15 protein-coding genes are annotated in these 13,881 nt (G+C 35.2%); 6 read left to right on the top strand and 9 right to left on the bottom strand.

The genetic code is table 11. The annotated features are described in order from the left end of the window. Positions 1-106 precede the first annotated feature (106 nt). Positions 107-1,378, top strand: a complete 1,272-nt coding sequence (locus QWZ06_RS06975; protein WP_290296736.1) for a UDP-N-acetylmuramoyl-tripeptide--D-alanyl-D-alanine ligase — start codon at positions 107-109, stop codon at positions 1,376-1,378. Here the strand turns inward: QWZ06_RS06975 and QWZ06_RS06980 are convergent. Then, entirely contained in the window at positions 1,371-1,550 is a 180-nt protein-coding gene (locus tag QWZ06_RS06980; protein ID WP_290296738.1) for an NUDIX hydrolase, read from the bottom strand. The two genes, QWZ06_RS06975 and QWZ06_RS06980, sit on opposite strands and share 8 nt — an antisense overlap. Then, a complete protein-coding gene (locus QWZ06_RS06985) occupies positions 1,529-1,981 on the bottom strand; it encodes an NUDIX hydrolase (protein ID WP_290296740.1) in 453 nt (150 codons plus the stop codon). Before QWZ06_RS06985 ends, QWZ06_RS06980 begins: the two co-directional genes overlap by 22 nt. 360 nt (positions 1,982-2,341) lie before the next feature. Between QWZ06_RS06985 and QWZ06_RS06990 the strand changes: the two genes are divergently transcribed. Further along, positions 2,342-2,731 (top strand): SRPBCC family protein, encoded by a 390-nt coding sequence (locus QWZ06_RS06990; RefSeq protein ID WP_290296742.1) that lies wholly within the window; start codon positions 2,342-2,344, stop codon positions 2,729-2,731. A 39-nt stretch (positions 2,732-2,770) separates the two neighbouring features. Here the strand turns inward: QWZ06_RS06990 and QWZ06_RS06995 are convergent, their stop codons facing one another. The 5 genes from QWZ06_RS06995 to bamG form a co-directional block, all read right to left on the bottom strand. Continuing rightward, entirely contained in the window at positions 2,771-3,826 is a 1,056-nt protein-coding gene (locus QWZ06_RS06995; protein WP_290296744.1) for a hypothetical protein, read from the bottom strand. A 71-nt stretch (positions 3,827-3,897) separates the two neighbouring features. Next, complete coding sequence (locus QWZ06_RS07000; RefSeq protein ID WP_290296746.1) at positions 3,898-4,764, bottom strand: AraC family transcriptional regulator; 867 nt, start codon at positions 4,762-4,764, stop codon at positions 3,898-3,900. Between the two features lie 101 nt (positions 4,765-4,865). Then, the gene (locus QWZ06_RS07005; RefSeq protein ID WP_290296748.1) at positions 4,866-5,909 is read right to left on the bottom strand and encodes an anhydro-N-acetylmuramic acid kinase; all 1,044 of its coding nucleotides are present in this window, start codon (positions 5,907-5,909) and stop codon (positions 4,866-4,868) included. Positions 5,910-5,920: 11 nt separating this feature from the next. Further along, positions 5,921-6,511, bottom strand: a complete 591-nt coding sequence (lptC, locus tag QWZ06_RS07010) for an LPS export ABC transporter periplasmic protein LptC (RefSeq protein ID WP_290296750.1) — start codon at positions 6,509-6,511, stop codon at positions 5,921-5,923. Position 6,512: 1 nt separating this feature from the next. Continuing rightward, positions 6,513-7,793, bottom strand: coding sequence for a BamG family beta-barrel-assembly machinery protein (bamG, locus tag QWZ06_RS07015; protein WP_290296751.1), 1,281 nt, complete (start codon positions 7,791-7,793; stop codon positions 6,513-6,515). Between the two features lie 339 nt (positions 7,794-8,132). Here bamG and QWZ06_RS07020 point away from each other — a divergent pair, with 339 nt between their 5' ends. Then, a complete protein-coding gene (locus QWZ06_RS07020) occupies positions 8,133-9,251 on the top strand; it encodes a DNA polymerase III subunit (protein WP_290296752.1) in 1,119 nt (372 codons plus the stop codon). A gap of 44 nt (positions 9,252-9,295) precedes the next feature. Here QWZ06_RS07020 and QWZ06_RS07025 read toward each other — a convergent pair whose 3' ends face one another. Both QWZ06_RS07025 and QWZ06_RS07030 read right to left on the bottom strand, forming a co-directional pair. Continuing rightward, on the bottom strand, positions 9,296-9,529 hold the full coding sequence (locus tag QWZ06_RS07025; RefSeq protein WP_290296754.1) for a hypothetical protein: 234 nt from the start codon (positions 9,527-9,529) through the stop codon (positions 9,296-9,298). A gap of 47 nt (positions 9,530-9,576) precedes the next feature. After that, a complete protein-coding gene (locus QWZ06_RS07030; RefSeq protein WP_290296756.1) occupies positions 9,577-10,701 on the bottom strand; it encodes a hypothetical protein in 1,125 nt (374 codons plus the stop codon). 98 nt (positions 10,702-10,799) lie between these two features. Here QWZ06_RS07030 and QWZ06_RS07035 point away from each other — a divergent pair, with 98 nt between their 5' ends. Genes QWZ06_RS07035 through QWZ06_RS07045 form a run of 3 tightly spaced genes read left to right on the top strand, consistent with a single transcriptional unit; the run spans position 10,800 to position 13,858 of the window. Further along, a complete protein-coding gene (locus QWZ06_RS07035) occupies positions 10,800-11,438 on the top strand; it encodes a TetR/AcrR family transcriptional regulator (RefSeq protein ID WP_290296758.1) in 639 nt (212 codons plus the stop codon). Then, complete coding sequence (locus tag QWZ06_RS07040) at positions 11,422-12,738, top strand: TolC family protein (protein ID WP_290296759.1); 1,317 nt, start codon at positions 11,422-11,424, stop codon at positions 12,736-12,738. The genes QWZ06_RS07035 and QWZ06_RS07040 overlap by 17 nt, the downstream gene beginning before the upstream one ends. 16 nt (positions 12,739-12,754) lie before the next feature. Further along, positions 12,755-13,858 carry an HlyD family secretion protein gene (locus tag QWZ06_RS07045; protein WP_290296760.1) on the top strand — a complete coding sequence of 368 codons (1,104 nt, stop codon included), beginning with the start codon at positions 12,755-12,757 and terminating at the stop codon, positions 13,856-13,858. The last annotated feature ends 23 nt before the right edge of the window (positions 13,859-13,881 follow it).

A 13,881-nucleotide genomic window follows, 5' to 3' on the forward strand; every position in this document is an offset into this window, starting at 1 on the left:
TTTTATTTTTGGACTATGAAATCGCTTCAGTAAAAAATTCTGAAAATACTGAGCCGGATTTAACGATTACATAGTGATCCATTTGAAAAAAAATATATATTTCCACATGAATATAGAACAGTTTTATCCTTTATTTTTACAGGCTGATAAAGTAACAATCGATAGCCGAAAAATAGCCAGAAATGATATCTTTTTTGCCTTTTCCGGTGATAATTTTAATGCGGCAACGTTAGCAGAAAAAGCCATTGACGAAGGTGCGCTGGCTGTCATTGTTGAACAGTCCGAATTTGAAAATAAGGATAAGAATATTTTCTATGTCCCGTCTACTCTTGAATTCCTGCAGCAATTAGCCATCTACCATAGAAGCCATCTTAATATTCCTTTTATTGGTCTTACAGGAAGCAATGGCAAGACAACAACAAAGGAGCTTATTCATGCTGTCCTTTCAGAAAAGTTTAATGTTCAGTACACCTATGGAAATCTGAATAATCATATTGGAGTTCCGTTAACGATTCTTTCCATCAAACCTGAGCACGAAATGGCTGTTATTGAGATGGGAGCCAATCATCAGAAAGAAATAGAATTCCTTTGTACCATTTCACAACCTGATTTCGGATATATTACCAATTTTGGGAAAGCGCATTTGGAAGGTTTTGGCGGTTTTGAAGGAGTGATTAAAGGAAAATCTGAACTATACGATTATCTTAAAGAAAATCATCAGACCATTATCGTTAATGAAAATGATCCTGTTCAGGTTGAAAAAACTGAAAATTATTCTCCTAAGATCACGTTTGGAAAAGGAGAGTCGGATTATACTTTTGAATCCTTCTCAGAAGATCATTTTGTGGGTTTAATGTATAAAGGAGAAAAGACGGTATCTAAACTTACCGGGGAGTATAACTTTACCAATCTTTGTGCAGCGGCAAGTCTTGGGCTTCATTTTGGAATCAGCTTTGAAAAAATAAAGCATGCAGTAGAGCAATATACACCTACTAATATGCGATCGCAGGTGGTGAAAAAAGAGAACAAAACATTGGTGCTCGATACATACAATGCTAATCCAAGTTCGATGACCGCTTCATTACATAACTTTATCACGTTTGAGGGTCGTAAAACGATTATCATTGGTGATATGCTAGAATTGGGGGATGAGAGTGTGAAAGAGCATCAAAACATCTTAGAATTAGCTAAAATGCTTGGATTTGATACCATTATTACTGTTGGAAAACATTTTAAAGGAGTCAATTCATCAGATCTTGCCTTTGAAAATACAACTGAGCTGACTGAATACCTGAAACAACATAAAATTCAGTCAGAAAATATACTATTGAAAGGATCTAGAGGAATCGCACTGGAAAAGGTAATCGATTTTATTTAGCCTTTAAAGCCCAATATTCTTTTACAATAAGCTGAATATTTTTGAATGTGCTTGGGAAAACTTCATCTTCAATCTGAGGGATGTTTTTCCAGGCAACTTCAGTAATTCCTTCTTCAATCTGTGGCTTTGAAGTATCTTCACCACTGAAATTCATTTCAACCAATGGGTACATTTCAGGATTTTCTCGCCGTTTCTTTCGATGTAAATATGATAAGTGGTATTGATAAACTGTACCAGCTCTACATCCCTTAACCCAGTTTCTTCTTCAATTTCTCTTACCGCAGATTCTTCTCTGGATTCTCCTTTCTCCATTTTTCCCTTTGGAAGATCCCATTTTCCTAACCTTCTGATGAAAAGCATTTCACCTTCAGGTTTAAGAACAAGCCCTCCGGCTGCTTCTATGATTCTAAACAGTTTTTGAAATTCCTGCCAGATTTCGTCAATATTCTCTCCATAAACATTAAGTTCGTTTACAGAAGTATTCTCTAAAAGATCTAATGCAATCTCTAAAGTCGTGAAACTTTCATACCCCAATTTTTTTTCAAGCTCTTCGGGATGTTTAGATATCAATAATTTTTTTTCGTTCACAAAAACTTTATACATCTTAGATATTTATAGTTAGTATTGATCCTTAGGTGAATATGGTTTCAAAAGGCGAAAAAACAATATGCTTTTACTGCACTTTTTACCATAATTTATACGCAAATATATCAAATTATAGCAACAAAATAAACCAATTGACACGCTTTATTTTCTGAGTGCGAACAATTGTTTGGTTTAGTTTACAATAACATTATTTCTTAATAGTTTTATTTATAGAGAAGCATTCTCTTTTCAGGTTTAGCCTTTCGCTTTTAAAAGTATGCTTTGGATAACGTCTTTGTGGATTTTTTTCATAATTTTGTTGTTATCGTAAATGTAAAGAACCTTATCTTTATAGGAATTTAAATACAGAATAAAACAATGAATTTAGAAGGACGAAAAATTATTGTCAATAAATCATCTAAGGAGTTAAGTGAATTGCTGAAAACTCCTGAAAATTACAAAGATTTCATGCCGGATGGTCTTCAGAAATTTGAAACAAAAGATAATGGTTTTAAATTCGGATTACAAGGAATGCCTGAAATTGCACTGAAAATAGATGAGGTAAACGATCAAAAAGCCATATTGAAATCTGCAAGCTCAAGCCTTGATTTTTCATTAACAGCTACTTTAAACCCTATCAATGAAAACCAGACTGAAGTTCAGATGTTGTTTGAAGGAAAATTCAACCCATTCATCAAAATGATGGTAGAAAAGCCATTACAGAACTTTATCAATACATTGACAGATAAGATCGAAGCCTACAAATAATACATAAAAAACCTTCATTATTGAAGGTTTTTTTATCTACTACTGATTCTTTTTAAACAACCCGGCTTTTAAATTAGATCCGATGGAACCTTCTGCTAATTGCAGATAATTGCGTTTACTTTGATCTTTTTCAATTTTTATACTCCCGGTTGTCCGTACATTTTTCATTTCCAGGAAATCTGTTGAAGTGGCATCACTATCACTTAACGGACCACTTCCGTATCCGGCGAGTTTGGTGTAGTCAGCGAAAATACTATCGGAAGCTTTATATTTGCGTGTACTGCCTTTTTCCCTAATCCATATCGTATTCGTGTTGGCTATGATATTATGATGAAAGTCAAATTCCTCTCCATTAGTTCCTTGTGTTGTCCAAACACCACAGAAATAGCCGCCATATACCAGAGAATAACGCATGGCACTCCGGCTGCCGGTTCCACCATCATTTTTCCAAAAAACAACAGGAATTTTACAGTTGAAGAAGACACAATGATCGATAACCAGACCATAACCATTGGCTATCACGCCCACATGTAATGGCAGTACGTCTGCATTTCCGGCAAACAGGCATTGTGTTACGAGCAGATCATCCAGGTTTTTTCCATCGCGCCAGATAGGATAAGAACGGCGCAGGTTGCTACCATCTATGTAAGAATAATCCGGGCTTCCACTAAAACGAAGACCTTCAATAGTGACATGGCTTACCTCTGGTTGTATACCTCTTGCTTCTTGTCCGCCTATACCTGGCTCAAGGGGAGTAGCCGTTACTACAACCGGCATTTTTTGAGGAGTCCAATCGGTATCATCAGGCATGACATCCGCACGAATGACAAGACGGTTTTTAAGAGTATACTTGTCATTGTTGAATACAACAGTTTGCGTCAACAGGTGCACTCCTTCTGAAAGGATAATTGTGGTAGCTTCCGGAGCTTTGTTTAAATTGACCCGTTTTGCCGCTTCTAAAATAGTCTTTAATGGTTGTATCTTTGTTCCTGTATTGGAGTCATTACCCGTCTGAGGATTAATGTATAATTCTTCCGCCTGTATTAAGCCAATACTCATTAAAAACAGGAGAAAACTAAATGTGTATTTTGTCATATTCCTTTTTTATGTAAAATTAGGAACACTCTTGCTTTATAAAAAGGTCATTTTCTCTTTAAAATGATCTCTTATATATTCTTTCTGTATTGTTGCGGAGTAATGCCTGTAAGCTTTTTAAAGAAACGATTAAAATTAGAAGGATCTGAAAAACCGAAATCATAAGAAATCTCTTTCGCTGATTTATTTTGATAAAGCTGTTTTTTTATTTCTGAAATCAATTTGTAATGGATCATTTGCTGAGCAGATAACCCACTAAACTGTCTGCAGATTTTATTAAGGAATCCCGGGCTGATATTCAGCATTTTTGAATAAGCTTCAACGCTTCGATCATTCACAAATTTTTTTTCCAGTAAAGATCGGAATCTATAAAAATCAGAATGAATAGAGGTGTCTCTTTGAACATTGTAAACACTTGCATAATACCGGTTGAGAATGACCAGTAACTGATAGAGAAACGATCTGATCAAATGATTGCTGTCATTTTGAAGCTGCCCGAATTCTTCCTGTATTTCATATAAAAGATCCCTGCATCTTCCAAATTGTACCTCTGATAACTGAATTTTGGTAGGACTTGAATACTGATGGAAGTATTGAAAGCGATACAAGAATAATTCATCCGAGAAAAAAAGGTGAAGAAAATCTTTTTCAAAGAATAAAATATAACCCTTAACTTTTTCTTGAATTTCCCAACATCGAACTTGCCCGGGACTTGTAAAAATAATAGTTTGTGGGGCTATTGATATCTTATTTTCGTCTAATGTAAAAGTTCCGGCTCCTTCTTCGATGAAAATAATTTCGTAAAAACTAAGTTGATGTAATGTATTATCTAAGACATAATTATTCAATGTTTCGATACGTCCTATATCTAATAACAGCTCCAGACCATATTTACAAGGGAGAAAGTGATACGTTTTAATTTTTGTGACTGCTGCCATTTTTTCTCGTTCTAGGAATGAGTTAAAAATACAAATTTTCAGTCACCCTTATAGCTTAGCCTAATTTTATGAATTGTAAAAAAGAAGGATATAAACTTAATTTAGGCAATGGTTCCTGAGCTATGATCAGCAATACTTCCTGTAGCTGAAGAAAGAACATTGATCTCATTGTTCATTTTTAAAACTCCCATGAACGCAAAGATTAACGCCTCCTTATATTCGATGATTTCCTGTTGAGGAATAATAACCTCAGACTTCGTTTTTGCTTTTATTTTTTCAATGAGAAAAATATTATAAGCGCCACCGCCGGTCACCAAAATATCCTTTAGCTTGTATTGATTGATCACCGTTGAGATTTGCTGGGCAATATGCTCTGTAAAGGTAGCTAATGCATCCAGAGAAGCTATACCATCCAGGGTTGGAAATATATATTGATGACACCATTCTGCCCCCAATGATTTTGGGTGAGACTGTTGGTAAAAATCTAAAGAATTAAGTTCATTAAGTAAACTTATATTAATTTCTCCTTTTCTTGCCAAATCCCCATTTTCATCGAAACTTGTATTAAGTTGTTGTGCTAAGTGATTAAGAATAATATTAACAGGAGCAATATCAAAAGCAATTCTTTTACCTTCCGATACCAGAGATATATTTGAAAATCCTCCCAGATTAAGACATGCATCATATTCGGAAAAAAGAAGTTGGTCACCTATAGGAACTAGAGGAGCGCCATTTCCTTTCATGAGAACATCCTGGCTTCTGAAATCATAGAGTACCGGTACGCCTGTTTCTATTTTAATGGCTTTGCCATCTCCGATCTGAAGAGTAAATTTTCTTTGAGGTTGATGAAAAACGGTGTGGCCATGAGATGCAATCAAATCAATATTGGCAAGCTGATGTCTTTCAATAAATTCCTTAGTCTTTTGTCCAAGATAAAAACCGTAATCAGCATGAAGTTCCAATAGGTCTGTTACGGAGAAATGAATGGAATTTTTAAGCTTATTTTCCCACTCCGTAGAATAGGGAAGGGTTTCTGCTTTCAGAATCTGAAAATGCCATTTGTCCTTTTTTTCAAATTCAGCAAGACAGATATCTAAACCGTCCAGACTTGTTCCGGACATCAATCCAATGGCAAGAGTTTTCATTGTTACAGAAGCTATTTTTTATTCTCAGAAAGTCTTTTTGAGCTAAAATCTCCAGAATTATTATAGAAAGTATATTCCGAAAAATCATCCTTGGCAGTCATTCCGTTAGCTCCTACAAGGGTTGAACCATCTTCCATGGTAACATACACTGTATCTTTCGTGTAGATTTTCCTTTTCTTCTGATCCCAAAAAATACTCTGCATGGCGAATTTTTGACCTTCATTGGTTGTAATTCTTACATTACCTCTAGCCTCGTAAAATTGTTTATAATCAAAGAATTTGGCATATTTCGCCTTGATTGTTCCTGGGATTTTTGGCTTTTTCTTATCGAAAAATTCAATATCAATTCCTTTTCTGGCTACGGTATAAGGACTGTCTATCAGCTCATATTTTTCAATGATAGGAGCTTTGGCCTTCAGAATTACAAATCCGGAATCCCGTTGTATGATATTAGCATTATTAATGACCTGTGAAGGAAAGTTTTTACTATTATTTCCATTCTTTTTGGTAAGATCTTCTTCACAGGATGTGAATATAAAAAATATAGCACAACTAAAAAGGTATGCTATATTTTTATATTGTATTTTTTTTGAAAAATTCATTCTAGTTATATAGAGCTTTTCTAAACCATTTATCAGCAAAGTTGAAGCCGAATTTCAGGTTGATAAAGTTCTGGTTGATAAGGTTGTTCTGAAGAGTACCTCTCTTCCCTAATTCTACACCAATCTCTAGACCACTCATTCTTGTAATACTGCTGTTTTTGAATGGTAACATTACTCCGGCAGAAATACCAAACTTATTGATGCTGTTACCTTCTAGTTTAAGATCTCCTCTTTCATAGAACGCACCATATCTGTAGATTACCCTTGAGAAATAGCTTCTGAAGTTGTTGTAGTTAGGTAAATACCATCCTCCGGCAGAAATTCTGTAGGTATCCTGCAGGCTGAAAGATTTTCCGAAATAAGAAATGTCTTCTCCTTTTTTATAATCAATCTGCCCGGAAAAGAACCAATGATTTTCACTTCCATATCCAACCCCTACGGATGCTTGTAATGGAAGAAGGTTCTTAGATTTAGTTTTTAGATTCTCAATTTCATTGACATCAATCTTGTCACCGGCTGCATTAGCATATCTGTAAGTACTGTTGATGTACTCAGTGGTCATATTACTGGTATTCCCGAAAGTAGCGGTAGCTCCAATCGTTAATTTCTTATCAGTACGAGGGTTGAGCTTTTGATAACTAGTACCTAAAGTAAAGTTGAAGTTTCTAATCCTGTTTTTCGTTTCATACCCATTGATATACTCAGAATTGGTAGCATGAAATTCAGTAAGATCAGACAGGTCTCCGAAATATATATTGGCTCTTGCCCCTACATTGAATTGATCATTGATTTTATAAGATAAAGCCACTGCAGCAGTGTTTAATGTACCGCTTCCTTTAAAATCATTCTGGAAAACAGTTCCGTCCTTTTGAGTCTGCTTATTTTCAATACTATAACTTTTTGAACTATAGGGCTGATAGGTAATTCCCATTTTAATCTTTGAGGAAATAGGGAATGCCAATGAGATATTAGAAAGATACGTAGAATGCTTTGTAGATTTCGTATCGTTATAATTCGATTTGAAATAGTTGTTTTCGTTGGTAGCTTCCAGTTTGATACTTGTAAGTTCGAAATTGGCGTTGTTTGCAGGGTTTGCAAAGTTGAAACTACTGGTAAAATCACTTATAAAAGCAGTAGATATACCTCCCATGGAAGTAGTTTCGATCGTATTATCATATTTTACATCCCCAATTCCATATTTTGCATACGGAGAGTTACCTAGACTCTGTGCATTCAGAAAATATCCAACTGATATGAATGATACTACAAAGATTTTTTTCATTCTTTATTTTTAAAATAATGCGCAAATATCTTAAATATTAATGAATTGTAAAAATTATATGTGGTTAAAGTTTGTTAAGGGCTGTATAATGGGGAATTTTTAAGCTTTATAGATTATTACTGTTAATTGTGAATCATGGATTTACTTTGTTTGATCATTTGTCTATTTTAATCTATAATTCACTATTTTGGCAGCTGTGAGTGGTGAGGTGACGATGTCTAATCCCTTTTATTCGTGAATATCTTTTACCATTTGTTTTCTATTAACTTTTTGCAGGCAAAAATTAACCATTCATAAATTTAACTCTGAATTCTTCTCCAGTTTTTTTATCTTTGAAACATGAATTGGGAGAACATCGCAGGACAAGAAAATCTGAAAAAACTTCTTAGAGAAAGCATTGCTGAAAACAGAGTAAGCCATGCCCAGCTTTTCGTAGGAAAGGAAGGATATGGTACTTTACCTATGGTGTTGGCTTATGCAAAGGAAATTTTGAGTCAGGAAAATGAGCATGCAGCTTCAAAAGTAGAACACCTTAATCACCTGGATCTGCATTTCAGTTTTCCCGTTTTTACAGACAATAGAAATTCTTTAAGTAAAAATAAATTTGAAGAGTTCCGAGAAATGATTCAGGCTTCTCCATATGCAAGTTATGATGATTGGACCGCTTTTTTGGAATCAGAAAATAAGCAACTTTTCATTTCAGCAGACGAAGTTGATGATCAAAATCAGAAGTTTTCTTTAAAAAGTTTTGAAGGCGGAACTAAAATTTTGATTGTCTGGAGAGCAGATAAAATGAATATAGCCGCATCAAACAAGTTCCTGAAGTTTCTTGAAGAACCACCGGCAAAAACTATTATTCTTCTTACAGCAGAAAGTACCAACGATATTTTGCCAACCATCCTTTCCCGTACTCAGGTAGTAGAAATTCCGAGAATTCATGATGAGGATATTGAAGTATATTTAAAAAAGAAATTCTCAGTTTCTGAAGAAAAAGTAAGAGAAATTGTTCATGAAGCACAAGGAAATCTAAATGAAGCAATCAAACTTCTGAACTCAGGAGATAAAAGCAACGAATTTGAAAAACTTTTTGTACAATGGGTTCGTGATGCCTTTATGGTAAAGAAGAAACCAGAATACCTGAGAAGTATTATTTCATGGGCCAGAGAAATTGCAGGCTGGAATAGAGAAAAGCAAAAGAATTTTTTGAATTATTGTTCAGAAATTTTCAGATTGGCACTTCTTCAGAATTATCAATCAGAGAATCTGGTGTATAAAAAAATCGATGCCAATGGTTTCAACTGGGCTGGTTTTTCAAAGTTCATCAGCGGTGCGAATATCGAAAGTATTCTTGAAGAGATCAATACTGCAGATCTGCATCTCACAAGAAATGGAAATCCTAAAATTGTATGGACGGATCTTGGAATTAAACTATCAAGATATATTCATAAAAGTACATAAAAAAAACTCCGGAATTTGTCCGGAGTTTTTTTTGGTATGGTGACTTAGACTGCCTTTTTTTCTTTCACAGTCTTTTTATCTTTTCCTTTTGGGGTATTCTCTGCAGTCTTCGTCTTTGAATCACAGCCTTTATGGTGAGCATCTGAGCACGCTTTTTTGTCCTTTACGGAGCACTCTTTTTTATCTTTTCCGGCACAACAGCCTCCTTCTTTAGGCTTTTCCTGAGCATAGCTGAAAGTAAATAAGCTGATGGCAAGAATTGAGATGAGTTTTTTCATGATCTAAAATTTTTAAAGTGGCTAAATGTAATATTTTTTTGGGTACTCTAAGAATTTTTTAATGATGTTTGAAATTCCTGGAGTTCTTTTTCCATAAAATCCGGATCATTCAGTTGTTTTCGCATTGATTTAATAGTACCGATGGTGCTTTCTAGAGCAGTTCTGAACCATGGAAATTCCTGGCTTAAAGAGGTGAGCTTTGCCAAAGCTCTCAAAGAATGATCAGTTTGAGCCAGCTGCACAGCATGTTCATATCTGAAGACAGGGCAGTAGTAATATTCTTCTGCAATATAATCCCACCTATCATTATCTGCTTCTGCATTCATCAGGTAGAGCATGGCGAAAATAGAAGAATCTGTATAGCCTTCAGAGAATTTGAAACAATCGAAAACAGATTGCGTATCATTTTGTTCCATTTTTTTGTCCAATACCTCATGAAACAGCTGATGCGAAAGTTCTTTTTCAGAATGATTTCCTATAATATGAAGCACCGTTGCATATTCTACTTTTACATTATCGTCTTCCGGATGGTGGTGGTAAGCTGTTTCAATATACTCTTTTGCTGCAGGATTATCCAGCAATACCCGGTGAAGTTTTGAAAGGGAAACCAGTTCTTCTTTGGTGAAATTTCTCTTGTCCGACATCTTTTGATCAAAATATTGAAGAGCCTTTTGAGGATAACGGTCTTTAACAAACCTTTCAATAGCCTGCCAGTCTTCTAATTTTTCAAATTGAGATTGATCCCAAAAGCGATAGAATAGGGACAGACGATCCCATTTTGATTGAATACCTGCCCATTCACTGAAAAGTTCTGGATAAGCCTTATGAGCAGTTAGAATATTGCCTTTGTTATCTTCGGACTCAATAGTGATATCAAGACTTGGATCAGAGTGAAACCTTTTGAATGCTTCAATAATTTCAAGATCAAAACGATTGCCGTCTTCATTTATTAATGCGGCAGTTGTTTCTTCTGTTGATACAATAGTTTCTTCCATTAATGGAATATTTACTTCTTCAGACAATGGAGTAATTGTTTCTTCTAATGAAATAGGGTTCTCATTGTTAACTGAAGGTGTAATTATTTCATCCGGAGAATCATTTTTTTTGAAAGCAGCTTCCTTAGTGTGATCTTTTTTCTTCATCCACTTGAAAAGGAAATCAAATAGGCCCATAGACTTTGTTTTTTGTAAATATAAATTAAATCTATATTAAAAAAATCAATCAATCGTTTGATTTTATGTAAAAGTTGTGTAAATTTGCACCCTGAAAAATGAACACTAACATGATTTCAAAAGAAGAAAATATATTATTCGCAGCAGAAAAGCTCTTTGCGGAAAAGGGTTTTGAAGGAACTTCAACCCGGGAAATTGCAAAAGCGGCTAATGTAAACATCTCTATGATCTCGTATTATTTTGGATCAAAAGAAAAACTTTATGAGAAATTGGTTGAATACAGAATGAATGAAGGGCAGTTTTTTTCAAGAGATATTGTAGAAAGAACAGACCTTAATGAATGGCAAAAAATTGAAAAAATAATAGACCAGTTTTCTAATAGGATAAGAACTCAAAAATGCTTTTACAGGATCATGCAGAGAGAACAGCTTCATACCTCTAATCCGCAGATCGTAGAGTTTTTAAAACAAACCAAAATGTCATTCCTCTCTATGTACTCCCGAATACTGGAAAGTGGTCTTAAGAGTGGCGTTTTTACAAAGAATCCTCTTATTTATCTGCTTCATTCTACCATAAGCGGAACCCTATTTTATGCATTTAATGCTAAAGAAATGTATAAAGAGTTTTTGAATGATACAGAAGATGAGGATGTATTTGACGAAAAATTTTATACCGAACTTAATAAACATATAAAACATTTACTAAAAGACCTTTTAGGTTATGAAGAGAATAAATAACTCAGTGATTGCATTATCACTATTCGTAGGAATAGCAAATGCAAATGCTCAGGAGAAAAAGACCCTTTCTCTTGACGAAGCTGTGCAGCTGGGAATCCAGAACAGCAAGAATCTCAAGATCGATGCAGCCAAGATCGAGGAGGCTACCGCTGATCTTTTGGAAGCTAAAAACAAACAGCTTCCGGAATTAAAGGTTTCAGGAAGCTATATGTATCTTCCGATAAAACCCAATGTTGATATCAAACTTCCTGGAGTTTCAGGAGGAGCTGGAGGCCCAGAGGTACACCAGGTAGTATATGGTTCAGCTAATCTTAGCGTTCCAATTTACAGTGGTGGAAGAATCAAATATGGGATTCAGTCAGCAAAATATTTGGTAGAAGCATCAAAATTAAGCACCGAAAATGATAAGACTGCCATTGCTTATAATGTTGCCCAGGCTTATAACAACTTGTTTAAAGCTAACCAGTCGATAAAGGTTTTTGAAGAAAATCTTGCTGCTTCCCAAAAGAGAGACGAAACTTTCCTGAAAATGGAAAATAACGGATTGATTGCTAGAAATGACAGATTAAAGGCTAATCTTCAAACTTCCAATATCGAACTTCAGTTGCTTGAAGCCAAAAACAACTACAATATTGCCAACATCAATATGGATTTGTTATTAGGAATTCCTGAAACTACAGAAATCGAAGTGGATCAGAATTATATTGAAGAAGGTTCAGATGTAAAACCTGTTGACTTTTACGTAAACGAAGCCAGAGAAAATCGTAAGGATTTACAGGCTTTAGTTCAACAGAGAAAGGCCGCTGAACTGGGAACAAGGTCAGCTAAAGCAGAAAATCTGCCTTCAATAGCCTTTACCGGAGGATATGTAGCGGCAGATATTCCTAAGTTTCTTACAGTTTATAATGCCATTAATGTAGGAATCGGAGTTTCTTATAATTTATCCAATATCTGGAAAGAGAATTCTTCATTAAGACAATCTCAGGCTAGAGAAAAGCAGTTAGCAGCTACAGATGAATTACTGAATGATAACATTAAGCTTGATGTGAACAGAGAATACCAGAATACAGACTTTTCTAAAAAGAGAATTGTTGTTTTCGAAAAATCTGCTGAACAGGCTAATGAAAACTACAGAATTACCAAAAACAAATATGATAACGGTCTTGCAACCATGACAGAATTATTGGATGCAGATGCTGCTCAGATTGCCGCTAACGTTGGGGTAATCAGTGCTAAGGCAGATGCTGCATTAGCATACAGAAAACTATTACAGACAACAGGAACTTTAACAATTAAATAATCAGATCGAAACCAAAATGGAAAATAATAATACACAGGCAGCTGAACCTAAAAAGAAAAAAAGTTTAGTTTTTCCTATCATTTTAGCAGCTGTAGTAATCGGAGGTGGACTCTATGGTTACAGAGCATATAGCTACGGACAGTATCACGAAGAGACTGACGATGCTCAGATTGCTTCCAATATGTCACCGGTAATTTCTAAAATCTCAGGATATGTAGCTCAGGTAAAAGTAAAAGATAACCAGTTTGTAAAGAAAGGAGATACGTTGGTGATTTTGGATAACAGAGATCAGAAAATGGCTCTTGAACAGGCTCAGGCAGCATTATCTACAGCCAAAAGTAATATTTCAAATGCAGAAGCTACTACAACAGCTACTTCAAAAAATATCGGTTCTTCAGAAGCAGCGGTAGTAACTGCTAATGCTCAGATTGAAGCAGCAAAAGTAAACGTTTGGAAAACTTCTCAGGATTTGAAGAGATATGCTAATCTTGTAAAAGACCATTCTATTACAGAACAGCAATATGAGCAGGCTTTAGCAGCAAAACAATCTGCAGACAGACAGTTACAGGTTTTGGTTGATCAGAGAAATCAAATTGCTCAGCAAACTCATATCGCTTCTTCTCAAACGGCTGCAAGTTCACAACAAATCAGTGTTGCCGGATCTGTTGCTAAACAAAGAGAAGTAGATGTAGAAAATGCAAAATTGAATTTATCATATACCGTAATCCTTGCGCCTGAAGACGGACATGTAGGAAAAGTGTCTACACAGGCAGGTCAGTATCTGCAGGCAGGATCACAGTTGTTTGCTTTGGTTAAAAACGATCAGAAATGGGTTGTAGCCAACTTTAAAGAAACACAGGTAGATAAAATGGTAGAAGGACAAAAAGTGAAAATCGAGATTGATGCTTTCCCTGATCAGGAATTTGAAGGAGTGGTAAGTTCTTTCTCTCCGGCTACAGGAGCTACTTTCTCTATTCTTCCTCCGGATAATGCGAGTGGTAACTTCGTAAAAGTAGTTCAGAGACTTCCTATAAAAATCGATTTTGTAAATCTTGATAAGAATATTGCCAAAAGATTGAGAACAGGAATGAACGTGAAGGCTGAGGTTGCTTTGAAATAGTATTCATGTACTTACGTAAAATG

This window comes from Chryseobacterium tructae (assembly GCF_030409875.1).
Lineage (GTDB): Bacteria > Bacteroidota > Bacteroidia > Flavobacteriales > Weeksellaceae > Chryseobacterium > Chryseobacterium tructae.